Below are 23,743 nucleotides of genomic sequence, written 5' to 3' on the forward strand. Positions count from 1 at the left end.
TTACTTGTCAATGATAACAGACATACCCGGACGGAGATTTTCCACCTTCTCTACCGGAGAAGCTTTCACCTCGAATGTTTTCAGATCGAACTGTCCGGTGGTTTTAGTTGCTTTCCAGGCAGCATAAGTGCCTAAGTCTTTCAGATAATATACTTTGAGCTGGATATTTTTATTATCCAGAGCAGGAATGACTGCTTCGAACTCCGAACCCATCGTCAGGTTCTTGAGCAAATCTTCGCGTACATTGAATGTTACCCACATATCGTTGAGTTCAGCGATATTCATGATAGGAGCGCCGGTACCAACCAATTCGCCTACCTTCGGGAATATTTCAGAAACTTCCCCGGCAGCCGGAGCAATGAGATAAGTCTCCTTAATATACGATTCAACTTCGGCAACAGCTCCTTTCGCCCGGTTTACCAAAGCTTCCGCAGCCATCTTATCTTCACGTTCCGCTCCATTCTTCGCCATGGTATATTGTGCTTTGGCAGCTTTCTCTGTTGCAATACTTGCATCCCGTTGCGCAGTCACTTCATCCAGCTTCTGTGCAGGCATCACTCCCTGTTCGTAGAGATTCTTGATGCGTTGGTATGATTTCTCGGCAATGGTAACACCTGCTTGGGCTTTTTGCCACATTTCATAAGCCGCCTGGATTTGTTCTTCCCGTGCGCCTTTGATTGCTTTTTCATTTTGTGCCTGTGCAGCTGCTTCAGCAGCACGTGCCTGTTCCATTTTTGCTACCACGTCAGGAGCTTCCAAAATGGCCAGCGTATCCCCGGCATTGACACTTTGACCTTCTTTCACGCGAAATTCCAGTATACGTCCCGGAACTTTACTTGAAACGCGATATTCGGTAACTTCAGCCTGTCCCTGTATAATTTCAGGACCTTTGCGGAGCATGAAGAAACCAACGACTGCAACGATTGCAATAACTCCCAACAGAGTAAGGAATGCAAGAAGCATATTGCTGTTTTGTGATTTTATAGGTGCCATATTAATATGAATTTAAATGATAGTTGATAAATGATAGTTGGGATTTGATAGGTGATAAATCATAGTTATCACCTATCAACTATTTCAGCGTTCCCAAAGACTTCTTCAGATAGATTTCCGTTAGCTTCACATCTATTTGCGCGTCAATCTTTTCTGAATGAGCAGACAACCATGCTGTTTGTGCTTCAAGAACATTGCTGGTGGCAATCACTCCTTCTTTAAAACCAAGTGTTGCATAGCGTAGGTTTTCTTCCGCTTTTTCCATGTTTTTAGAGGACATTACCAGTTTCTTACCAGCTTCTTTTACTTTGAATGCAGCCTGATTGACCTGCAACTCTATTTTTTCACGAGCATCCTGAAGTTGGTACTGTGCGATACGAGCTTCAGCTTTTGCTGCTCTGGTTTTATAAATACCTTCTCCCCAGTGCCATATAGGTATCTGTACCATAACTCCCACATTCCACATACCTTTGAACTTGTTTTCAAAGCTATTGAAAACAGAGGGATTGGTTACCATATAATTCCCCATCAATGCGATGGATGGAAGATGCTCCGCACGGGTTACATTTACTTTCTGTTTATAAATCTGCGTTGCCAATTCGAGGCTACGTATTTCCGGACGATTCTCATAAGCGGTGGATAGATCGAAATGAGGGTCCGTTGTCAGTAATGGAATGTCTTCCATATTTTCGTCTGCCAGTGTGATGGGAGAACTAAGATCAATGCCACATAGTTGACACAACAACATTCGCGCAAGACTCAATCCGTCTTCCACTTTAGTCAGTGTCATTTCCGCTTCATTTACCTTGACGCGTACAGACAAACCATCTGCTTTGGTGGCTACTCCTTCATTAATCATTTTCTCTACATCGCTGTCCAGCTGTTGCAGAAGCTTTAGATAACCTTCCGCCAGCTTCTTTTTGTTAACCAGCGAAATGACTTGCCAATAGGCTTGGTCCGTACTCATAATCACTTCCTGCATACCGCCGTGATGTTGTTCTTGCGCCAACTCTTCGGCATACTTTGTAATTTTGTTGTATGCACGGATCTTCCCACCCATATATAAGGGCTGTGTCAATGTAATGGCACCTGCATAGACATTTCGGGTATCTGTGCGGAGTGCATCCACTAAAGAGTTTCCCGCTTGATCGAGGGCGGGTAGCACCGCTCCTAATTTTCCACTTAAAGAAGAAATAAGTGGTGCCAAGTCAGGATGTGCTGTTGCAATCTCGGTTGCAGCTTGTTGGATGGGGCCAGCCAGATTCGTTCCTAATCCTGAAAGCGCAACTTTCTGGTCATTATTTAATAATGAAAACTCTTTCTGGTTCCTCATGTAAGCTCCCGTTGCCGAGAAATTAGGCAAATAATTTGTAAATGCAGCTTTCCGTTGATAATGAGCCGCATTTATTTTTTCATTGCTTATCAACAAATCTTTGTTGTTGGCAAGAGCTAATGCGCGGCAACTATCCAGACTTAGAAAGCTCTGCGCTTTTACTGTAAAAGTGAAACTTAACAGAAATGTCAGAAGAAAAACTTTTTTCATCGCATCTTGCATATTAATAAGGTGATACTTCTATTTTAAATAACCCTGTTCTTATGCAATTTGTTTATTAAAGTAGTCTGTTTTTTTGTACTTGTTTACTTAAACAATAATTGCATAAACAACGATGCAAATGTATGTGCTTTCTGTGAGAACTCAAAACGAATTAGCTTTTTTTAGAAATATAGTGAGGGATGGATTCTGTTGAAAAGAAAGAAGGCTATTCCTCATGGCGAGGAACAGCCTTTCTTGATATATAAAGTAAGGGGATTTTAATTACAGAGCACCTACTTCTTTCAAAGCAGCGTTAGTTCCATGAACAGCTTTTGCGCTAGCTGCGAACTTAGCTTTTTCGTCTTCGTTCAGGTTCAGTTCAACGATCTTTTCGATACCGTTCTTGCCAAGGATTACAGGAACACCGATGCAAAGATCTGATTCGCCGTATTCGCCTTCCAGGAATACTGAACAAGGAACCATCTTCTTTTGGTCGTGAAGGATAGATTCAACTACGAATGCTCCTGCTGCACCCGGTGCATACCATGCAGAAGTACCCAGCAATTTAGTCAGTGTAGCACCACCTACCATAGTAGCAGCAGCAACTTCTTCCAATTTCTCTGCAGAGATGAAGTTAGTTACAGGCATACCTTTATAAGTAGCGAAGCGAGTCAAAGGAATCATAGTAGTATCACCGTGACCACCGATAACCATACCTTCTACTTCGTTAGCGTTGCAACCGATAGCTTGAGACAAGAAATATTTGAAACGAGAGCTATCCAGAGCACCACCCATACCGATAACACGGTTTTTCGGCAAGCCCAGAGCTTTCAATGCCAAATAAGTCATTGTATCCATCGGGTTAGAAATAACAACGATGATGGCGTTAGGAGAATATTTCAACAGGTTTTCTGCTACCGATTTAACGATACCAGCGTTCACGCCGATCAGTTCTTCACGAGTCATACCCGGTTTACGAGGAATACCTGAAGTAATCACAACAACGTCAGAGTTAGCAGTCTGAGCATAGTCGTTAGTGCAGCCTATCAATGTAGTGTCGAAACCCAACAATTGAGCTGTCTGCATCATATCCATTGCTTTACCTTCTGAAACGCCTTCTTTAACGTCCAGCATTACTACTTCGTCTGCTACTTCATTAAAAGCAAGTACATTTGCACATGTAGCACCTACGTTACCTGCGCCTACTACGGTTACTTTTGACATAATACTATATATTTAAAAAGTTGATAATTTGTTTTATCTTTTAGCGCGACAAAATTACAACGATAATCCTAATTAAAGAAATTTTTCCGTAATAATTTTAGTTAAAGGTCTAAGTTCCCAATAATATAATAGGTATGATAAAAAGTTTGGGTGGAAGAAGCTGTTTTTTGCACGGTTATATACAGAATGTAGCTGCGTAAGAATGTACTATTATGGCAAATGATTCATTCTGCTATTTTTTTATAATTGCTTGCCTATTCAGAGTTACTTCGTTAGTTACTATTACTTCGTTCCACTATAGTGTTCCGCAAGGATAACTATAGTCTCCCTTGCGGATAACTATAGTGTAACGCAAGAGTAACTATAGTGTAACGAAGTAATAATAAGCAATGAGATTAATAATATTAGGCAGAGAAAGAAATAAAGATAGTATCTTGATGGAGTATTTTTGGCAATACTTTCCAGCCGTATGCCTGGTTTATTTTTGTATGGAAAAATAAGATGCTAGTTAAAGTGACAGGGAACCTGGCAAGTTTTTTTAATAATGAATGAATAAAGTCCGAAAGCTTATTATCTTTGTGCCAATCTGTTAATTGAAAGTTTAATGAACTGCTGAAAATATCGAAAATATCAAAATGAAGTTCTGGGAATCAAATCATCAATCTGTTCAGGAAGGGGATATGCAATTTATTGCACTTTACAAATTCTACTATCAAGATTTGTATGCTTATGGAGTGAGCTTGGGGTTCAATACCGAAGATGTGAAAGATGCAATTCAAGAAATATATCTAAAATTGTATTTCAATGAGCGCTTGTGTATTGATGAGAAGAAAATAAAATTTTATTTGTTGCGTTCGGTTAGGAATCAGCTGATTGATTGGGAGCGTACAAAGAAAGATACATCTTCTATAGAAGAAGAGGAAAGGAGCTTTAAATTATCCGTATCAGTTGAAGAAAGCTTTATTTCTGATGAAGAAGACTTATTACTGAAAAAAAGGGTGAATAGAATTCTTGATTTGCTGACAGATCATCAGCGGGAAATAGTCTATCTACATTTTATAGAGGAAATGCCTTATGAAGAGATTGCGGTAATGCTGGATATGAAAATTCAAACAGTGCGTGGACAAGTCTTTAAAGCGATGGAGAAACTAAGAAAACTGGATTCAAAAGATTATTTTCTGTTTTTTCTTATCTTATATCTGCATGGCGTTTCTACTTTTAAATAATTGAAAATGAATATTGTACATAGAAGCAGGGAACGTAAACTTGTAACTCCCTGCTTTTTTATTTATTTTTTTTGAGGAAAAAAGGAGATGAAAAACATACGAATCTCGTATATATAATAAACAGGTCTTTAATTGAAATAAATAATGAAAGAATATTCATCATATACTACAGCTGATTTTTTGAACGATGATTTATTTCTTTTCTGGTTTTATTCCGGGGAAGGAGATTATTATCGAAAAATCATAGCCGAGTGTCCCGATCGTGAGCCGTATTTAAAAGAAGCGATGGAGAGACTGGCGACGTTGAAGTGGGAAAAAACGGTTTTACCCCAGAAAGAAGTGGATAATGCTTGTTTGAAACTGGAGCAAGCCATTCAGAATCGGAAAATGTCTCAACGAAAACATAGATTGTATAAGATGAGATGGTGGAGCGCTTCAGTTGCGGCAGCTATTCTTATTCTGTTTGTTTCGGTAGAGGTTATTTGGAAGACTGCTCCGGCAATTGATTATCTAACTTTATTGCAAGTGAACGACTCTGTGTTAATGAGTGGCAAAACACAGCTTTTTGTAAACGATCAGTTGAAAAAAACTTTTGAAAGTAACCCGGATTTGAACTATGACCAAATGGCGACAGATGTTACTGAAGGGGAGCTTAATAAATTAGTTGTTTCGTATGGCAAACGTGCCCGTATCACTCTTTGCGATGGTACGAAAATATGGGCGAATGCAGGAACAGTGCTTTTGTATCCAACATATTTTGAAGATAAGAAACGTGAAATATATGTAGATGGAGAAATATATATTGATGTGACTCCTAATCCGGAGAAACCTTTTATTATTAAAACATCGGATATGGGAATAAAAGTGTTGGGAACGTCTTTCAATGTTTCGGCTTATCGGGATGACGCAGAGAAAAGTATTGTGCTGGTTACAGGTAAAGTGGAGGTGGCAGCGTCTAATGGAGAAGCTGTGTGTATTTTGCCCAATGACCGGTTCAGGCAATCAACTGATAAATATATTGTAGACAAAGTGAATGTGGAAGATTATGTGTCGTGGAAAGAGGGACGATTATCGTTTAAAAACACAGAACTTAGTGGAATACTCAAACAGCTGTCCAGATACTATAATGTAAGAATTGATTATGATAAACAACAACAAATCACTTGTAGCGGAAAATTGAACTTGGATGATACGATCGAACAACTATTGAATACTATCACAGAAACGGCTCCTGTGGTAATAAGTAAAGAAAATAATATTTATAAAGTAACAATAAAGAAAAAGTAGCCTATGATTAATATGTGAAAAACCATACTATTAATTTATCCTTTTAAGAGAGAAAGGATACCGACCAGTTTTATTCGTAATAGAATAGCCTTAAAATATTGAAGTATAATTTAAATTTTTAACCAGATGAATGAAAAACATCAAAAAAAGAATCACACTTGCCTAAGTGTGAGAAGGCCCTTTATATGCTTTTTTCTAGCATTGGGTGTATTTCTGCTATCCGCTTTTCCTACTGAACTGTATGCCCAGAAGAAAACAATTACTTTGGACTATAAAGAGTTGGGACTAATGGAACTTTTTAAGAAAATAGAAGAAAAAAGTGATTATGTCTTTTTCTACTATGACGTGCTGATTGATAAAGATGTGAAGGTTGCTGCCCGTTTCAAAAACATGACAGTAGAGCAAATTCTGGATAAAGTTTTTGCTAACATGGAGCTTACCTATAGTATTAATAAAAAACAGATAACCATTAAGAAGAAGGTATTGCAGGAGCAAACTAAAAAAGAAGGTCAAAGTTCCATTGTAAAAGGAGTGGTGTTCGATCAGTCTCGTGAACCGTTGCCCGGAGTTAGTATTGTAGTGCAAGGTACTAATCTCGGAACTGTCAGTGATCTTAATGGAGCTTATTCTATTCATGTACCTTCGAATGATTCGCAGATTATTTTCTCCTATATAGGTTTTGCTCCTATAACTTATTCGGCGAAAGAAATGAATAAGCTGTCAGAAGTGGTGTTGGTTGAAGATACAAAAACAATTGATGAAGTGGTTGTGGTAGGATATACGACCCGTACACGTGAGAAATTAATCAGTTCCGTTTCGACTATAAATAATCAGGAACTGGTTAAGTCTACAGTCCCCAATCTGGAGAATGCGTTGACAGGACGTGTATCCGGAGTCTTTTCCCGTCAGACCAGTGCCGAACCGGGTTCAGATGGTGCCGATTTGAAAATTCGCGGTTTCGGTTCTGCTTTGGTGGTAGTGGATGGTATTCCGGGAAGAAATTATAGTGATATTGATCCTTCCGAAATAGAGTCCGTTTCTGTATTGAAAGATGCATCGGCTGCCGCTGTTTATGGGATGCAGGGAGCAAATGGGGTTATTCTTGTTACGACCAAGAGAGGAGGAAAAAACAAACCGACGACATTGGATATCAATACGCGCTTCGGATTGCAAATGCCGCATAACTATCCACAGCCCGCATCAACCCCGTTGTGGCAGACATTAGTCGGTGAATATTATGCTAACATGAAATTGATTAATGATAAGAACGCGGTGATTACTCCCGCTGATATGGCTACACGTGACTATGCTTATAACACAAATTGGTATGAGGAAATGATAAAGAATGCTCCCATCACCCAGTCCAATATCAATATTTCGGGAGGCACAGATAAAGTCAGTTATTTTATTTCAGCTGGCTATTTATATCAGGGAGGTATTTGGTCAACAAATTCTACTGATAAGAATCGTTTCAATTTCCGTAGTAATCTGGATGCGGATATACTGAAAAACTTGAAGTTATCTGTCGGCGTGGGAGCTGTCATTAACAGTCTGAATTATCCGAGGTCCGCTTCGTATGAGATAGCCCGCAAAATGAAAGATATGGCTCCGAATATTCCGGTAAAGTGGCCGGGACATGACGATTATTATGCATTTGGTGGGGAAGGCACGGTGAATCCGATGGCCTTGGCGGATAAAGAGGCATCCGGATATTCCAAGAAAATAGCCAAGAATCTGAATGTGGATTTTTCTTTGGAGTATAAGGTTCCTTTTGTTGAAGGACTCTCTTTGAAGGCTACGATGGGATATACGCAATCTGATTCGTGGAATAAGAACTGGAATATGAATATCGTTTATATGGGTTATCGGGAAGATGCGCAGGAATATTACGAGAGTGCTTCTGCCTCTAATGCCAATAAAGCAAGTTTGAGTTTGGAAGATGGCTTCTCCTATAATATAACCGGACAAGGGTTCATCAATTATATCCGTTCATTTGGAAATCATAATATAAATAGTGGGCTGGTTTTTGAGTTTTCGGATGCGGAAAACCGTGCTACTGTTACGTCTCGTGGAGAATTTCCTTCTACTGTGTTGGATATGATGGCGGGTGGAATTGCTAATAAGCAAGTGACAAATAGTGAAGTTTTCCGTAAATACAGAACAGCTTCTTTCATCGGTCGTTTCTCTTACGATTATCGTTCCAAGTATTTTGTTGATTTCAACTTCCGATATGATGGTGCCCAGTATTTTGCTGATAAGTGGGGTTTCTTCCCCTCTGCCTCTATTGGATGGATGTTGACGAACGAAGAGTTTATGAATCCTTTGAAAAAAGTATTGAATGAGTTTAAAATTCGTGCCTCTTGGGGAGAATTGGGTGACTTGTCGGCTGCCAGTCAATATTATGCTAATAATGAGCAATACTATTTTCAAAGCGGATACCAATATCCGGGTACTCCGATGAATTTTGGCGACCGCACCATTTATGGATTAAATCCCACCTTGAATCCTAATCCGGATTTTACATGGGCTACCTCGTCAATGATAAATGCGGGTGTTGATTTTAAGTTGTGGAATGGCTTACTTAGCGGATCGGCAGATGTATTCTATCGTCAGCGTAAGGGACTTCCGGCACAAAAGGCCAATGATAATGCCGGAGCATTAGCCACTTGGTATAACTTAGACCATGACAATACCCGTGGTTTTGAGTTTTCATTAAATCATCAGCACAAAATAGGAGAAGTCAACTATTTTGTCGGAGGAAATATGTCGTGGTCCAGAACCCGGAAAGGGAATATTGAGCACGGAAGATTTACAAGCGGTTATGACGAATGGAAGTGGAACACTGAAGGACATTGGAACAACATACGTTGGGGATATAACTGCATTGGACGTTATCAGTCGTATGGAGAAATAGCCAATGCACCCATGCATAATAATTCGAATAATAACAGTGCCATATTGCCGGGTGACTTAAAGTATGAAGACTGGAATGGCGATGGCTATATTGACGACTATGACCAACGTCCTATCGGAAGAAATGCCTATCCGGAGTTGGTATATGGTATTAATCTGGGACTTTCCTGGAAGGGAGTTGATCTCTCTATGTTCTGGCAGGGAGGGGCATTGTCGGACTTCCAGATCGGTGCTTTCGATATGGATGCTTTCCAGGAAGGAGCTACCAACCTGAATACTTGGGAATATTTCGGTGATCGTTGGCATCGTGCCGATTATACTGATCCCAATTCAGAATGGATACCCGGATATTTTCCAGCAGTTCGAGATTTTACATCAGTAACGATCAATCGTTTAAGTTCTAACTTTTGGATGTGGAATGGAAGTTACATTCGTCTGAAAAATGTGGAATTGGGATATACTTTGCCACAACGAATTACGCAGAAGGCTAATATCAAACAGTTGAGGATTTATGCAAATCTTTATAACTGCCTGACTTTCTCCTCACAGAAATTCTTTGATCCGGAGCAACTTGAAAGTCAGTATTCGTTTGCCAGCTATCCGCAAATCATGTCATTTAATGTAGGTATAAATCTTAAATTCTAACAGGTCATGAAAGTAAAATCTATCATATATATGATATTGGCATTGAGCTTGTGCTGCGGATGTAGCGATTGGCTTACTGTCGATTCGAAAACGATTCTTAGTGAAGAGGACATTGCTAAATATCCCGAACTGGCAGAAGCACAGTTCTTATCCAATTATGCAGAATTGCGTAAATCAATCCATTGTATCGGTGACGGAGCAATGTCGTACAGGCAACATCATCTGGATGCTTTTACCGATGATGGAGCGAGCAATATTACGTACGAGAATGGGGTTATGAGAAATAATACTCCGGGGACTGTTTTTGGAGGAGTCTTTTCTCAAAGCAAAGGTGAAATATTTGAGGCGGTATGGAATTATAAAACAATCAATATTGTGAATAAGTTTATCGCCACTTATAAGAATTCGGATAATGAAGGGGTGTTGAGTACCGTTGGTGAGGCCTATTTTATTCGTGCTTATCTGTATTTTGAGATGGTGAAACGATATGGTGGTGTGCCTTTGTATTCAAGTCCGTTGGATGATGTAAGTTCTATCAACAATCGTTCAACAGAAGAAAAATCCTGGGATTATATAAAAGATAATTTGGACTCGGCTCTTGTATTACTTCCGAAAGTGCAGCGCATTGCATCAGAAGATCGTGATCGTGCCAATCGGTATACAGCTTTGGCATTAAAGTCAAGGGCTATGCTGTATGCGGGGACTATTGCTAAGTATGGAAAAGTTTCCAATAATAGTTTTCAGGGAATTCGTAAAGAAATGGCGAAAACATATTTGTTGGAAGCAGCAAAAGCTGCAAAGGAAATCGTTGATGATGGTAAGTATGCGCTCTCTACTGAATTTGGCGATTTGTTTAATGGAAAAGATGAAAATAATAATGAGATAATTTTCCGTTTTGCTAACGTTGCCAAGACAGGAGTAGCTGTGTATGAGGATTACTGGTATCAATCTTATCGTATCAAACGGTCCAGTTACTGTGCCTTTATGGTTCCTCCTTTAGACATTGTCGAACAATTTGAAACATTAGACGGCAAGATTCAGCCATTGGACTATGCCGCTTCAAAGAATAATCCCGAAGATTTTTTTGCAAACCGTGATAAACGTTTGGATGCCACTGTTATTTATCCGGGAGGAGAGTTCTTGGGTGAACGTTTCTCTATTTATCGGAAAACACTGGTGAAAAGGGCAGATGGAACTACTGAAGAATATTCTTATGAAAAATCTGAAGATTGGATGGGAGCGGGGAAGGTGCCCGGTCACGAAAAATACATGAAAAGTGGAGCAGATGGCATTTTCTTGAATCTTTCTGCCGCAGGAACTACTAACTGGGGATTTTTTCTGAAAAAAACACTGTATGGAGTGAAGAGGTTGGATGATTATCTTATACAGGAAAACGATCAGGATGCTGTTGTTATTCGGTATGGCGAGGTTATTTTGAATTTGGCTGAAGCCGCTGTTGAACTTTCAACTTATGGAGTAAATGACTATTTAGCACTTGCCCAAGTCTTTTTTGACCAATTGCGCAGCATACATGGAGGATTGCCTGCCAAAACTATGGACTTGGAGGTTGTACGGCATGAACGCCGAATAGACTTGATGTATGAAGGATTCCGTTATTGGGATTTGAAGCGTTGGCGTATTGGGGAAGAAAAGATGCACAATAAAACGTTGAAAGCTCTCTATCCTATTCTTCATATCGATGAAACAACTTCTCCTGCCTCCGTTTATTATACATTAGAGAAAGTAGAAGCACCGGATTTGGCTACGAGAGTGAAATGGTTTGAGGAAAGAGACTATTATTGTCCGCTTCCTTTAAGCAAAAGCCCGGGCATCGTGCAGAATGACGGTTGGAATTGATAACCCTAAAACAAAAGAATATGAATAGAACTAGAGTATATATAAAGATCAAACTGTTACTTTTTGCAGTGTTAACGCTGAATCTGTCAGGGTGTGAACTTGACGAACGTGTGGATGACTTGACCGGTGGCTACGAAGGTGCTTTTATTGACAGGCTGACTGGTGAAAAGGTTGCTACCGAATATTATGGAGCTAAATTAAAGTTACTGGATCTGGAGTATGGAAACGTAGCGGTTCCCTTGGAGTATAACACACTTCCTGAAGGAACATATCGCAATACAAAAGTATATCCTTCACGCTATAAAGTATGGGCGAATGGACCATTCTTTGAATTAGATACCATTTACGGTGATATTCGTAGTTTTAAGAAAATGGACTTGATCGTTACCCCCAATGTAACATTAAGAATCAAGAAGGTGGAAATGTTGTATGGCATAACAGCGAACGTCACATTTACTTATCAGGTCAATGACGAACGTTCCAAAAATCAGGAAATAGGATTGGTATATAGTAAAGAACAGTATCCTGGACAACGTACGGCTATGAATGAGAGCGAAAGTGGATCTCATACTTACAAACGAATAAAGAAGAATTTGACTGAATTGTCGGGGGAATTTACCGAAACTTTGTTCTTAAACCCTAACAGCACGTATTATCTAAGAGCTTTGGGACGTACGGAATCAGCCGGAGATTATTGGAATTATTCAGAACAGACTGTGATCAATACGACAGATATTGATTTGTCTTCCTTACCGATTGAAGCCGCTGTCGGAGTAAGTAGTGCCACTTCCGCTATTTTGCAGTGGGCATTTCCTCCTGTTGTTGACGAGATAAAGGTTTCTTATACGGATCGGGACGGTGAAGAGGTGATGGATAAATTTAAACCTACGGATTATTCGTATGTTGCCAATTTACCTCATAATCAAAAGAGCACAATCAGAGTGCAACTTCTGGCAAAAGGAGTTTCCGGTCCTGAACAGACACTTGAAGTACAGACTAAGCCATTGGCGGATAAATATGTACCTGCCTCAAATACCCGTCCGGAAAATGTTCCCTTCTATAATGATTCGGAATTTAAAAAATCATTATCCGGTGAATGGGCGCTGATATACGGTCCTACAATCGGTGAAGACTGGTCCACTACCGATTTACGCTTTGAATATTTTGATTGGTGGGATACATGGTTGATAGGATTTGCTGACCGCATGCCTACTTGTCAAGACATAGAAAACTTTAAATCATTGACTATTCAGGGAGAAATACAAACGTTGGTTGATATTTTACCTTTTGTTAATCTGGAAACACTTTCTATCATAAAGGGGAAAGGCTTCTCGGTGGATAAAACTATTAATCCGAAAGTTGATCTGACAGTCTTGAAGAAACTGAAGAAACTTAACACAGTTATTATAGGACCGGATGTGCCACTTACTAAAAAGAATTTTGATGATGCTGGGCTTACACATCTGACGATTACCAAATAATTTAGGTAATCACACTACTCCCTTTGACAAACGAATGTGTCTAATGGGCAACATCGGATACATTCGTTTTTTAAAAGCAATATATAATGAAAATATAAATAGTATGCGTAAGATTAAATGTTTATTTCTACTGATGTTGGTCGTATTGTGTTCTTCCTGCAAAGAAAGTACTGAAGACGAAAAGGCGATGCAACAGATGGTAGAACGTCTATTCCCGGAGTATGCTTCCCAATTTAGTTTTGAACAATCAGAGAAGATTGCTAAGGATTGGTATGAAATAGAAACGAAAGGAGGAACGGTACAAATACGGGGGAATAACGCAAATTCTATGGCTGTAGGGTTGAACTATTATCTGAATCATTACTGCCTTACTTCTGTTTCCTGGTATGTGAATGATACGGTGGAGATGCCGGAAGTATTACCGATGCTGCCAACAAAAATAACTTCAACTGCCCGTTGTGAGAACCGTTTCTTTCTTAATTACTGCACGTTCGGTTATACAATGCCATGGTGGACATGGAAAGACTGGGAACGGTTGATTGACTGGATGGCTTTAAATGGAGTCAATATGCCTTTGGCAATCACCGGGCAAGAATCCGTTTGGTATCGTGTATGGACAAAATTGGGATTGACAGATGAGGAGATACGAAACTATTTCACGGGGCCGGCTCATTTGCCTTGGCATCGTATGTCTAACCTGGATTATTGGCAGGGACCTTTGCCTAAGGAATGGTTGGATACACAAGAGGCATTGCAGAAACAAATCGTTGCCCGTGAACGTCAATTTAATATGCGTCCCATACTTCCGGCATTTGCCGGGCATGTACCGTCGGAACTTAAAAGAATCTATCCGGAAGCTAAGATTAGCCGGATGAGTTCTTGGGGAGGTTTTGAGGATAAATACAGAAGTCATTTCCTGGATCCGCTTGATCCGTTGTTTGCAACTATACAGAAAGAGTTTCTGGAAGAGCAAACTAAGTTGTTCGGAACAGATCATATTTATGGGGCAGACCCTTTTAATGAAGTAGCTCCTCCAAGTTGGGAGCCGGAGTTTTTAGCCAATTGTTCAAAGCATATTTATCAATCGATGACACATGTTGATCCGGATGCTACTTGGCTACAAATGACATGGTTATTCTATATTGACCGACATTTATGGACAAACGAACGGGTAGAAGCTTTCTTGAAAGCAGTTCCTCAAGATAAACTATTGTTGCTGGACTATTATTGTGAGAATACTGAAGTTTGGAAACAAACAGACCGCTATTTCGGACAGCCGTATTTATGGTGCTATTTAGGAAATTTCGGGGGAAATACAATGCTTGCTGGAAACACAAAAGAAGTGGGAAAACGAATTGAAAATGTATATACCAATGGTGGAGAAAACTTTTCAGGACTAGGTTCTACTTTGGAGGGGTTTGATGTAAATCCTTTCATGTATGAATATGTTTTCAGTAAAGCATGGGATTGTAATCTTCCGGACTCTGTATGGATAGACCAACTGGCAGACAGACGGATTGGCCTGAAAAAACAACAAATGCGTCGGGCATGGAAATTACTTTATGACAGTGTTTATTCTGTACCGGCTGCTTTGGGACAGGGGACATTGATAAATGCACGTCCTTGTTTAAAAGGAAATGGCAATTGGACGACCACACCTACGATAGAGTATTCCAATGAAACGTTGTTTGAGGTATGGGAGATGTTGCTAAAAGCCGGCGAACATCAAAATTCTGCTTATGAGTATGATGTTGTTAATATCGGAAGGCAAGTGCTGGGAAATTATTTCAGGAAGCTTCGCGATGAATTTGCGGAAGCTTATTCCCGAAAGCAATTACCGTTGCTGGAGCAAAAAGGAGCTGAAATGAAACAATTGCTGCATGATGTGGATGTTTTGCTAAGTACACAATCTTCTTTTTTATTGGGAAAATGGATTGGAGACGCTCGCTCATTAGGTACGGACGAAGCTTCTAAAAACTATTACGAAGAGAATGCCCGTAATATCGTTTCAACCTGGGGAGATAAGGATCAGAGTTTAAACGATTACGCAAATCGTACTTGGGGAGGTTTGGTCTCGGGATATTATGCACCTCGTTGGGAGATGTTTATAGATGAAGTTGCCCGCTCTGTTTCTAACAAGCAACCGTTTAATGCTGATGCCTTTCATCAAAGAGTGACACAGTTTGAAATCGACTGGGTAAAGTCGCACGAACGTTATCCTTCCGAGTCGGTTGGTAATGCTGTTGAGATTGCTACTTTATTGATGAATAAATACAAGGATTCAATTTTAAAAGAAAAACACAATGAGAATAATTAGTTATATTGCAAGTATAATCATCACTCTTTCTGCATTGGCTATCATGAGCGGATGCAAAGATTCGGAAGTTGTTGATGACGGGTTTCGTACAACAATGGCCAAAGCCTCTGATGTAAAGTTAAATAAGGTTGCCTATTGGCCTGGAGATCCTGTAAATTGCTCTTTTACTTTGAAAAATGAAACGAACTATCCAATGGATATTCGTGAAGTAAAAGTGGTAATTCAAAATCTGGATGATGGCGGGTGTATATTGACTGAAAAGTCCGTTGCTTCCCATATTCAACTAGAATCGGGGCAATCTGTTCCTGTGGATGCCGGAACACTGTATACTCTTCCGGCTGCATTAAAACCTTCTTCCTTCTGTGCTGTCAAGTTCCTTTTAGATTTTGAAGATGGGATAACCACCACAATTGACGGAACATATTTTAGGGCTGTTAATGAGCAGTCGCTGTTGACTTACGATATTCAAAAGATAGATTATCAGGGACTTCCTGTGTATCGTCAGATAGGAGATATGAGTGCCGGGTTCGGTGTACTAAAGACAATGGTTGCTTTCGATCAGGGAATAGCTGCCACCATGGAGGAGGCTCCGCAGGGTGGTACTTATCCGGTTGCGCCTACTCCGGAGTTTTTGCAACGTTCCGTTCGCAAAACTGTTGAACTTTACAATTCGGAGATCGGAGCTGCCACAAAGATAAAGAGAGTGGTGATCGGAACAGGGATTGCATCCGTATCTTACTTTGCGACAATGATGGGGGCCGCCTACTTGCCTATTCATTATCTGGTATCGGCTAATTCAGCATCTGAAGTACAAGCTATACTCGATTATTCTAATCAAAATGGATATGCATCTTATGCTACATTGGGGTATGATGGTTCTATGCCCGGAGTGGGAGTGGCTTGGATAAAATTATTGGATTTGCCGGAAGAATATAAGCAATTTATAAAAGACCATCAAGTGGAAGAAGTCTATATTTATGGAGTAGGTCAGGAAGGGCATGGTGAATCTTATTCCCGAAGGGTCTTGACGCAGAGTACAATTTCCAATGAATATGCACCAGGTTCTTTATATATATTGTACACCAACTTTGGTTCGGATGCCGATATTGACGCGTTGAAACATCGGTTGTACGATTATAATCAGTTGAAGTTGGGTGAAGGACAGTATATTTCTGATTGGGAAAGTGGCATTGTTGATGATCAGATAACTAATATATCCGGCTCTGCGCAAGCGATGACAAGTGTGAAAGCCTATACAATTGAGACTGATGATATGATGGCTTTGTACAATATATCTTCTTTCTTAACACTCCAATATATAAAAAAGAACCAGAGCAAGTTGCAGGCACCTTTTGTAAATGGAGTTATTTTTAATGAGTATCTTACTAATCACCCTCAATATGAAGCGTTTGTTGGATATATACCTTTATTATACTGGCAATTTAATTCGGCGGCTTCTACTGTGGAACGTATTGATGGTTATCTGAAGCCTGCTATTGCCGGATATTTCCCAGATGTTGCCGATCATCTGCATGAGGGATATTTCTATCTGAATTCTAATATGAGACGTTATGAATTTTATGATGAGTTGATAGCAAGAGGCGTTTCTCCGGAAAATATTAGAATTAGACAGAGTGTAGATAAATGGAATCCGGAAGATGATGGAGAAACGGAAGAGTATTTGGGACACGTTAATCATAAAATAGGCTCGGCTGAAGAATTTGCTTATGATATAGTTGAACGTATTGGGGTTCAGAAGTATCGGAATATGGTTAAGTCGATGGAGTACTTGACATTGGAGGAACTTCGTACTATTTGTGTACAGGTTGGGAATATGAGATTAGTAGAACATTGATATAATATCAAGTTTAAGATTTAGATTAACGAAATGAATATAAAACAATTAATGGTAACTTTCTTCATTGCACTTTTGGCAGGAGGAGAGATTGGAGCTCGTGTGCTAACGGATAAATTTGTTTATTCGCAAGGGGAGAAGGTCGTATTTTCTTTTGCTGGGAAGTCAGAAAATAAAACGATTATACTGAAGTATTTGTCTAAGGAAGGAGAACCGGTTCTTGCGGAGATTAACGGAGAGCCATTTGTTTGGGAAGTTCCTTTAGAATTTACGTCTGCAGCCGTAGGTGTTTATCAAAAGGAGGAGGGACAGTTGATATATTCTTCTTATTTTAGGGTGGTAACTCCGGGAATGTTGACTACCTATCAGATCGCTAAAGAGGAATATAAAGGGTTGAATGTATTTATGCTTGATGGTGGGATGAGTGCGGAATATGCTGTCCAGAAGTCTTTAGCTAATCTGACGGCAGGTGTGAGCCATACCTGGTTGATAGGTCCGGGAGGAGGTCCTAAACCGGTATGGGGGACGCCTGATTTCCTTCAGCAATCCGTTCGACATACAGTGAATTTATATAATGAACATTTGGGTAAGTCGAAGAAACTTAAAACTGTGATAATATCTACGGGAGTACCGACGGTACCTTATCTCTCTGCAGCTATGGAGGCCCCTGTGTTACCGTTGCATTTTTTGGTTTCTGTCAATTCTACCAAAGAAGTTTCTTCCATATTAGAATATTCTTCGCAAGCTGGAGTTCCCTGTTATGCTACATTGGGATATGATGCTTCTATGGATGATGTCGGAGTTGCCTGGATAAAATTATTGGCTTTGCCTGATGAATACCGGAAGTTTATAATAGAGCATGAAGTAGAAAACGTAATTATCGCAGGCATAGGGGAGGACGTGAAAAGTGAATCTTATTGTCGGAAAATAAGTAAAACAGGAGTGGATGGTCAGGAGTATGCAAACGGTTCTCTTTATGTTTTATATACCCAATCAGGTTCAGAGCATGACATCCATACAATATCGAGAAATATCGTGGACTATAATATGTTATCTCTTGAAAAAGGTAAGGACTTGGCCGATTGGGAGAGCGGTGTTGTTAACAGACAAATTGATAATATATCAAAAGGTATTCGTGAACATACTTCGGCACAAGTCTATTCTTTGATCGCTACCCATGATATGATGGATATGTATAATCTCGGTGCAAGCATGGGTATGTACTTTATGTATAAGAATCGGGATCAAACAAAGGTTTCCGTACAGGGGACTTATTTAAATGAGTATTTAATATCACAACCTTTGTATGAGTTGACTCAAGGGTATATTCCATTATTGTTTTGGCAGTTTGTCCCTCCTGTATCAACGATCGACAGGATAAAACGTGATTTACAGAAAGTGGTGGATACTTATGAGAAAGGTGTTCTTTTGGAAAATAAAACCGTACATGTGAATGCACGCGTCGGGAAAGAAGAGTTGGCGCAGGAACTGAAGAAAAGGGGATTTCGGTTTGTTACTAAGCGCAAAGATAATGTGGAAGAATTGTGGAACTTATCCGATGGGATAAATTCCCCTTGTGAAGAAGTCGTACATAATATAGTAGAACAGATTGGAGTTCGGAGATATAAGGAATTGTGCAAAAATGCTTTATACTTGGATTTGGATGATCTCAAGCAATTGGTAGAAGATGTGCCGGGATTAATCTTTCAGTCTCTTTGATAAAAGGGCGGGAGGCAATCCCTATAGACTTTATTATGTCTCTTAACCTGACTGGGTTGATAAACTAATTAGTTAAAATTATATGGATTAGCAGAGAGTTATAAAAAAACTCTCTGCTTTTCTGCTTGACTTCTGTTGCGAAATGATTACTTTTGCGCACGTTATCAATTCACAACTGAAACTATGAGTAAAAAAAGCCTTCTTATTGCGGCCGTGGCTATCTTGGTGATAGCTATTATTGGTATTACTTATTTATTGTTTACCGAAAAACAAGCTAACCGGGAGTTAGTGCAGGAATTTCAATTAGACAAGGAAGATCTGGAAAACGAATATACCCGTTTTGTGCAAGAATATGATGAACTAAAATTTAAAGTTACTAATGACTCGTTGGGGGTATTGCTAGAACAGGAACAGTTAAAGACTCAACGTCTCTTGGAAGAACTTCGTACAGTGAAGAGCACGAATGCTACAGAGATTCGTCGTCTAAAGAAAGAATTGGCTACTTTGCGTAAAGTATTGGTAAGCTATGTCAATCAGATCGACTCATTGAATAGAGTGAATAAACAGCAGAAACAGGTCATAGCTGAAGTGACTCAAAAGTATAATCAGGCTTCACGACAGATCGATAACCTTTCTGAAGAAAAGAAGAATCTGAATAAGAAGGTGACGTTAGCCGCACAACTCGATGCAACTAATATTCGTATCGAACCACGCAATAAACGTGGTAAAGCTGCAAAGAAAGTGAAAGACGTGGTGAAGCTGGCTATCAGTTTCACGGTCGTGAAGAATATAACCGCTGAAAACGGTGAACGTACCATCTATATACGTATAACCAAACCGGATAATGATGTACTGACCAAGAGTGCATCCAATACTTTCCTTTATGAAAACCGTACATTGGTTTATTCAATTAAGAAGTATATTGAATATAACGGAGAAGAACAGAACATCAATGTGTTTTGGGATGTAGAAGAGTTTTTATATGCCGGAAATTACCGGGTGGATATTTTTGAAGGCGGAAATCTGATTGGTTCACAGACCTTTACGTTAAACTGATAAACAATACTTAATAAAACTAGTGTTTGATTATTAAAAAGAAGTTTGCAATCACTTTAATTTATATGGGTGATGGCAAACTTCTTTTTAATTGTGCCTTAGGCTGCATGGATAGCTACTTCTTATGGTGAGTTAAAGTTCTATATTGCTAACGCTATTCGTTGTAAGTGATGATGGCATTTCTCTGTTTTAGCGTAAATGCGCCAAAAAATGAAATATTTGTGTCTTTTACGTATTGCTACAATCTTTTTGGTGTAAAAGTCTTATTTTTTTCTTTATCCATAGAAGGCTTGCGATAAATAAACTCTATACATTTGCCATTACTCTAGTAAGAGACCATAATTTAATATGAATGAAATAACGTTTCTTAAAACTAATGCAATGGTAAATTTACAAATGAAACGAGGCAATAAATACAATGGATTGTCTCATGAAAAACAACAAATGAAGGAGAAGAAGTTTCTATTTCTGCGAATAGTCGGCGTTCTCCTGTTAATCTTAATCTCTACATTACCGCATTCTGTTGCTTTTGCAAATGCAAAAATGCCTAAAAGTGTTGTTCAGGCTACATTACAGAACTTAAAGGGTAAAATTGTTGATGCAATGGGAGAACCACTTCCAGGAGCTACAGTTCAGTTAAAAGGTAGTACTAAAGGAGTAATATCTGATATGGACGGTAATTTTGAATTCAGTAATTGTTCGGTAGGTAGTATTTTAATTGTGTCTTTTGTTGGAATGGAGACGAAGGAGGTTAAATACAATGGAGAGGACTTTCTGAAAATTACATTGAAACCTAAAACAGACGAGTTGGACGAAGTTACTGTCGTTGCTTTTGCAAAGCAAAAAAAGGAAAGTGTGGTAGCTTCTATCACTACGATAAAACCTGCGGAGTTAAGGGTTCCAAGTAGTAATCTTACTACTGCTCTTGCCGGTCGTGTTGCAGGTTTAATATCTTTTCAGCCTAGTGGAGAGCCTGGACAGGATAATGCAAATTTCTTTATTCGCGGTATTACAACTTTCGGAGCAGATGCCAAAAAAGATCCTTTAATTTTAATTGATGGAATAGAACTAACTACAGATGATTTGGCACGTTTGAATACAGATGATATTGCATCTTTTTCTATAATGAAGGATGCGACGGCAACAGCTCTTTACGGAGCACGTGGAGCAAATGGAGTTATTTTAGTGACCACTAAAGAGGGAAAAGAAGGAAAGGTTTCCGTCAATGCTCGTGTAGAGACTTCTTTTTCATCTCCGACAGAACGTGTGAAGATTGCAGATCCGGTCACTTATATGCGTATGCAAAATGAAGCTATTAAGACTCGTGATCCAATGGGATTAGCTATGTATTCGGAAGAAAAAATAGGTATGACTGCTGCCGGACGTTATCCTCATTTGTTTCCTGCTATCAACTGGTACGATACAATGTTGAAGGATGTGACCTCTAATCAACGTGCAAACGTCAGTTTGAGTGGTGGTGGTCCATTGGCACGCTATTATGTTGCAGCTAATATATCTCATGACAATGGTAATATAAAAGTGGATAAGAGGAATAACTACAATAATAATATTAGTCTGATAAAATATGCTTTCCGTTCAAATATCAATCTGAATCTGACTAAATCAACGGAATTATATTTGAAATTAAGCGCTTCATTCGATGATTATAACGGTCCGATTGACGGAGGTACGGAAGTGTATCGCATGGCTATGCAAGCCAATCCCGTGCTATTTCAACCTTATTATGAGGCCGATGAGCAGTATTCGAACGTAAGACATATATTATATGGTAATTACGGAGACGGCAATTATGTAAATCCATATGCACAAGTGCAGAGAGGGTATCGTGAGTACAGTAAGAATACGATGCTTGCGCAGTTAGGTTTTAAACAAAAGTTGGATATGATAACAGAGGGGCTCTCGGCACGGGCATTTGTGAATATAGATCGTTACGCTGAATTCTCGGCAAAGCGTGAATGGACTCCATTCTATTATGGTATTTCAAATTATAAATTGTTGGACGGAAGCTACACGTTGAAAAGATTAAAGAGTGGAAGTGACGGTTTGAATTATTCATCAGGAGATAGATATATTAATACAGCTTTTTATTTGGAGGGTGCATTAGAGTATTCACGTCAGTTCAAAGACAAGCATAATGTAAATGGATTATTTGTTTATACGATGCGTGAATCAAAGCAATCCAATCCTTATATTACTAATTTGCAGCTATCTTTACCTAATCGCAATATCGGTTTCGCAGGACGTATGGCTTATAACTATGATTATCGTTATATGGTGGAACTAAATTTTGGTTATAATGGTTCGGAACGTTTTGCGGAGAACAACCGTTGGGGATTTTTCCCTTCTGTCGGTGCCGGTTGGATGCTGTCTAACGAGAAGTTCTTTGAGCCTTTGCGCGGCGTGTTCGATCAATTTAAAATAAAAGCGACTTATGGTATGGCTGGAAATGATCAAATCGGTGACAATAAAGACCGCTTTTATTATATGTCGGATGTGAATAACGGGGCCGATAACACAGTAAATTGGGGAGAAAGGTTAGACTATAATCTGGGTGGCGGATTTTATGTAAATCGTTATGCTAACGATCAGATTGGTTGGGAAAAATCTTATAAACTAAATGCAGGTATTGAATTTGTCACAACATTCGGGTTGGGAGGTACTGTGGAATATTTCCGTGAAAAACGTGAAAATATATTATTAGGTCGTACAATTCCGTCAACGACAGGTATTACGCAGGAAGTAAAGGCCAATCTTGGTGAAGCCAGAGGTAGTGGTGTTGATATGGAGATAAACTATGAGAAGATCTTTAATAAAGACTTGTGGATACAAGCCCGTGGTACGTTCACATATGCTGCCAGTGAAGTTCGGGTATGGGAGGAACCGGATTATACTGATACTCCTTGGGTGTCTGCGGTAGGTCAGTCGATTGGCCGAATCGGAGGTTATATTGCGGAACGTCTTTTTATTGACGAAGATGAAGTTAAAAACTCACCGACACAATTTGGTAATTATACGGCTGGTGATATCAAATATCGGGATGTGAATAATGATGGTAAGATTAATGAGTTGGATAAGGTAACGATCGGTTTTCCTAATACTCCGCAGATAAATTACGGTTTTGGTGTGTCGGCAGGGTATAAGGGAGTAGATGTTTCCTGTTTCTTTCAGGGATCGGCACGTCAGTCGTTTTTGCTCAATATTCCGGAAATAACCCCGTTCCACAATATCCGTGGTGATGGATTGATTGGTGCGAATGTTGTGCTTCAGGATATTGCTAATAGTTATTGGTCGGAAACCAATCCCAATCCGTATGCTTTCTGGCCTCGTTTACAGAATGGGGTTAATGAAAACAATAATCAGCCAAGTACATGGTGGTTGCAAGATGCAAGTTTCCTACGTTTGAAATCAGTGGAAATAGGTTATACCCTTCCTCAGAAAGTGCTGAAAAAGTTAGGAATGAGTAATTTGCGGTTGTATGTCAGCGGTACTAATCTGTTGTGTTGGAGCAAATTCAAATTGTGGGATCCGGAGTTGGCTGGTAGTGGATTAAACTATCCTCTCCAAAGAGTATTTAATGTTGGATTGAATCTTGGGTTTTAATTAAAAAGTACTATA

General features: G+C 39.4%; 13 protein-coding genes. 10 read left to right on the forward strand and 3 right to left on the reverse strand.

What is annotated here, in order from left to right; all coding sequences use genetic code 11:
* The 3 genes from DXB58_RS19890 to mdh all read right to left on the reverse strand — a co-directional run bounded on the left by DXB58_RS19890 (position 1) and on the right by mdh (position 3,751).
* Positions 1–993 (reverse strand): HlyD family secretion protein, encoded by a 993-nt coding sequence (locus DXB58_RS19890; protein ID WP_122138007.1) that lies wholly within the window; start codon positions 991–993, stop codon positions 1–3.
* A gap of 79 nt (positions 994–1,072) precedes the next feature.
* A complete protein-coding gene (locus DXB58_RS19895) occupies positions 1,073–2,536 on the reverse strand; it encodes a TolC family protein (RefSeq protein ID WP_122138060.1) in 1,464 nt (487 codons plus the stop codon).
* 273 nt (positions 2,537–2,809) lie between these two features.
* Positions 2,810–3,751 (reverse strand): malate dehydrogenase, encoded by a 942-nt coding sequence (gene mdh / locus DXB58_RS19900; RefSeq protein WP_122138008.1) that lies wholly within the window; start codon positions 3,749–3,751, stop codon positions 2,810–2,812.
* A 635-nt stretch (positions 3,752–4,386) separates the two neighbouring features.
* Here mdh and DXB58_RS19905 point away from each other — a divergent pair.
* From DXB58_RS19905 to DXB58_RS19950, 10 genes are all read left to right on the forward strand, one after another.
* Positions 4,387–4,977: an RNA polymerase sigma factor gene (locus DXB58_RS19905; RefSeq protein WP_122138009.1), complete on the forward strand. Its 591-nt coding sequence runs from the start codon at positions 4,387–4,389 to the stop codon at positions 4,975–4,977.
* Between the two features lie 144 nt (positions 4,978–5,121).
* Positions 5,122–6,264, forward strand: coding sequence for a FecR family protein (locus tag DXB58_RS19910; RefSeq protein WP_122138010.1), 1,143 nt, complete (start codon positions 5,122–5,124; stop codon positions 6,262–6,264).
* A gap of 288 nt (positions 6,265–6,552) precedes the next feature.
* Positions 6,553–9,822, forward strand: a complete 3,270-nt coding sequence (locus DXB58_RS19915; RefSeq protein WP_233527326.1) for a TonB-dependent receptor — start codon at positions 6,553–6,555, stop codon at positions 9,820–9,822.
* A 6-nt stretch (positions 9,823–9,828) separates the two neighbouring features.
* Positions 9,829–11,679: a RagB/SusD family nutrient uptake outer membrane protein gene (locus DXB58_RS19920; protein WP_122138012.1), complete on the forward strand. Its 1,851-nt coding sequence runs from the start codon at positions 9,829–9,831 to the stop codon at positions 11,677–11,679.
* 20 nt (positions 11,680–11,699) lie between these two features.
* Positions 11,700–13,160 (forward strand): DUF3823 domain-containing protein, encoded by a 1,461-nt coding sequence (locus DXB58_RS19925; protein ID WP_122138061.1) that lies wholly within the window; start codon positions 11,700–11,702, stop codon positions 13,158–13,160.
* A gap of 103 nt (positions 13,161–13,263) precedes the next feature.
* On the forward strand, positions 13,264–15,477 hold the full coding sequence (locus DXB58_RS19930; RefSeq protein WP_233527327.1) for an alpha-N-acetylglucosaminidase: 2,214 nt from the start codon (positions 13,264–13,266) through the stop codon (positions 15,475–15,477).
* Complete coding sequence (locus tag DXB58_RS19935; RefSeq protein WP_122138013.1) at positions 15,464–17,332, forward strand: hypothetical protein; 1,869 nt, start codon at positions 15,464–15,466, stop codon at positions 17,330–17,332. Before DXB58_RS19930 ends, DXB58_RS19935 begins: the two co-directional genes overlap by 14 nt.
* Before the next feature lie 33 nt (positions 17,333–17,365).
* Positions 17,366–19,051 (forward strand): hypothetical protein, encoded by a 1,686-nt coding sequence (locus tag DXB58_RS19940; protein WP_122138014.1) that lies wholly within the window; start codon positions 17,366–17,368, stop codon positions 19,049–19,051.
* 183 nt (positions 19,052–19,234) lie between these two features.
* Positions 19,235–20,107, forward strand: a complete 873-nt coding sequence (locus DXB58_RS19945; protein WP_122138015.1) for a hypothetical protein — start codon at positions 19,235–19,237, stop codon at positions 20,105–20,107.
* A gap of 543 nt (positions 20,108–20,650) precedes the next feature.
* Positions 20,651–23,728 carry a SusC/RagA family TonB-linked outer membrane protein gene (locus DXB58_RS19950; protein ID WP_369907183.1) on the forward strand — a complete coding sequence of 1,026 codons (3,078 nt, stop codon included), beginning with the start codon at positions 20,651–20,653 and terminating at the stop codon, positions 23,726–23,728.
* Positions 23,729–23,743: the final 15 nt, after the last annotated feature.

Origin of the sequence: Bacteroides sp. OM05-10AA (genome assembly GCF_003439055.1) — a bacterium.
GTDB lineage: Bacteria > Bacteroidota > Bacteroidia > Bacteroidales > Bacteroidaceae > Bacteroides > Bacteroides intestinigallinarum.

What these genes read in the sequence shown, in the direction of transcription:
- DXB58_RS19890 (WP_122138007.1), bottom strand. Translation starts at nt 993, where the DNA reads ATGGCACCTATAAAATCACAAAACAGCAATATGCTTCTTGCATTCCTT.
- DXB58_RS19895 (WP_122138060.1), bottom strand. Translation starts at nt 2,536, where the DNA reads ATGAAAAAAGTTTTTCTTCTGACATTTCTGTTAAGTTTCACTTTTACA.
- mdh (WP_122138008.1), bottom strand. Translation starts at nt 3,751, where the DNA reads ATGTCAAAAGTAACCGTAGTAGGCGCAGGTAACGTAGGTGCTACATGT.
- DXB58_RS19905 (WP_122138009.1), top strand. Translation starts at nt 4,387, where the DNA reads ATGAAGTTCTGGGAATCAAATCATCAATCTGTTCAGGAAGGGGATATG.
- DXB58_RS19910 (WP_122138010.1), top strand. Translation starts at nt 5,122, where the DNA reads ATGAAAGAATATTCATCATATACTACAGCTGATTTTTTGAACGATGAT.
- DXB58_RS19915 (WP_233527326.1), top strand. Translation starts at nt 6,553, where the DNA reads ATGGAACTTTTTAAGAAAATAGAAGAAAAAAGTGATTATGTCTTTTTC.
- DXB58_RS19920 (WP_122138012.1), top strand. Translation starts at nt 9,829, where the DNA reads ATGAAAGTAAAATCTATCATATATATGATATTGGCATTGAGCTTGTGC.
- DXB58_RS19925 (WP_122138061.1), top strand. Translation starts at nt 11,700, where the DNA reads ATGAATAGAACTAGAGTATATATAAAGATCAAACTGTTACTTTTTGCA.
- DXB58_RS19930 (WP_233527327.1), top strand. Translation starts at nt 13,264, where the DNA reads ATGCGTAAGATTAAATGTTTATTTCTACTGATGTTGGTCGTATTGTGT.
- DXB58_RS19935 (WP_122138013.1), top strand. Translation starts at nt 15,464, where the DNA reads ATGAGAATAATTAGTTATATTGCAAGTATAATCATCACTCTTTCTGCA.
- DXB58_RS19940 (WP_122138014.1), top strand. Translation starts at nt 17,366, where the DNA reads ATGAATATAAAACAATTAATGGTAACTTTCTTCATTGCACTTTTGGCA.
- DXB58_RS19945 (WP_122138015.1), top strand. Translation starts at nt 19,235, where the DNA reads ATGAGTAAAAAAAGCCTTCTTATTGCGGCCGTGGCTATCTTGGTGATA.
- DXB58_RS19950 (WP_369907183.1), top strand. Translation starts at nt 20,651, where the DNA reads ATGCCTAAAAGTGTTGTTCAGGCTACATTACAGAACTTAAAGGGTAAA.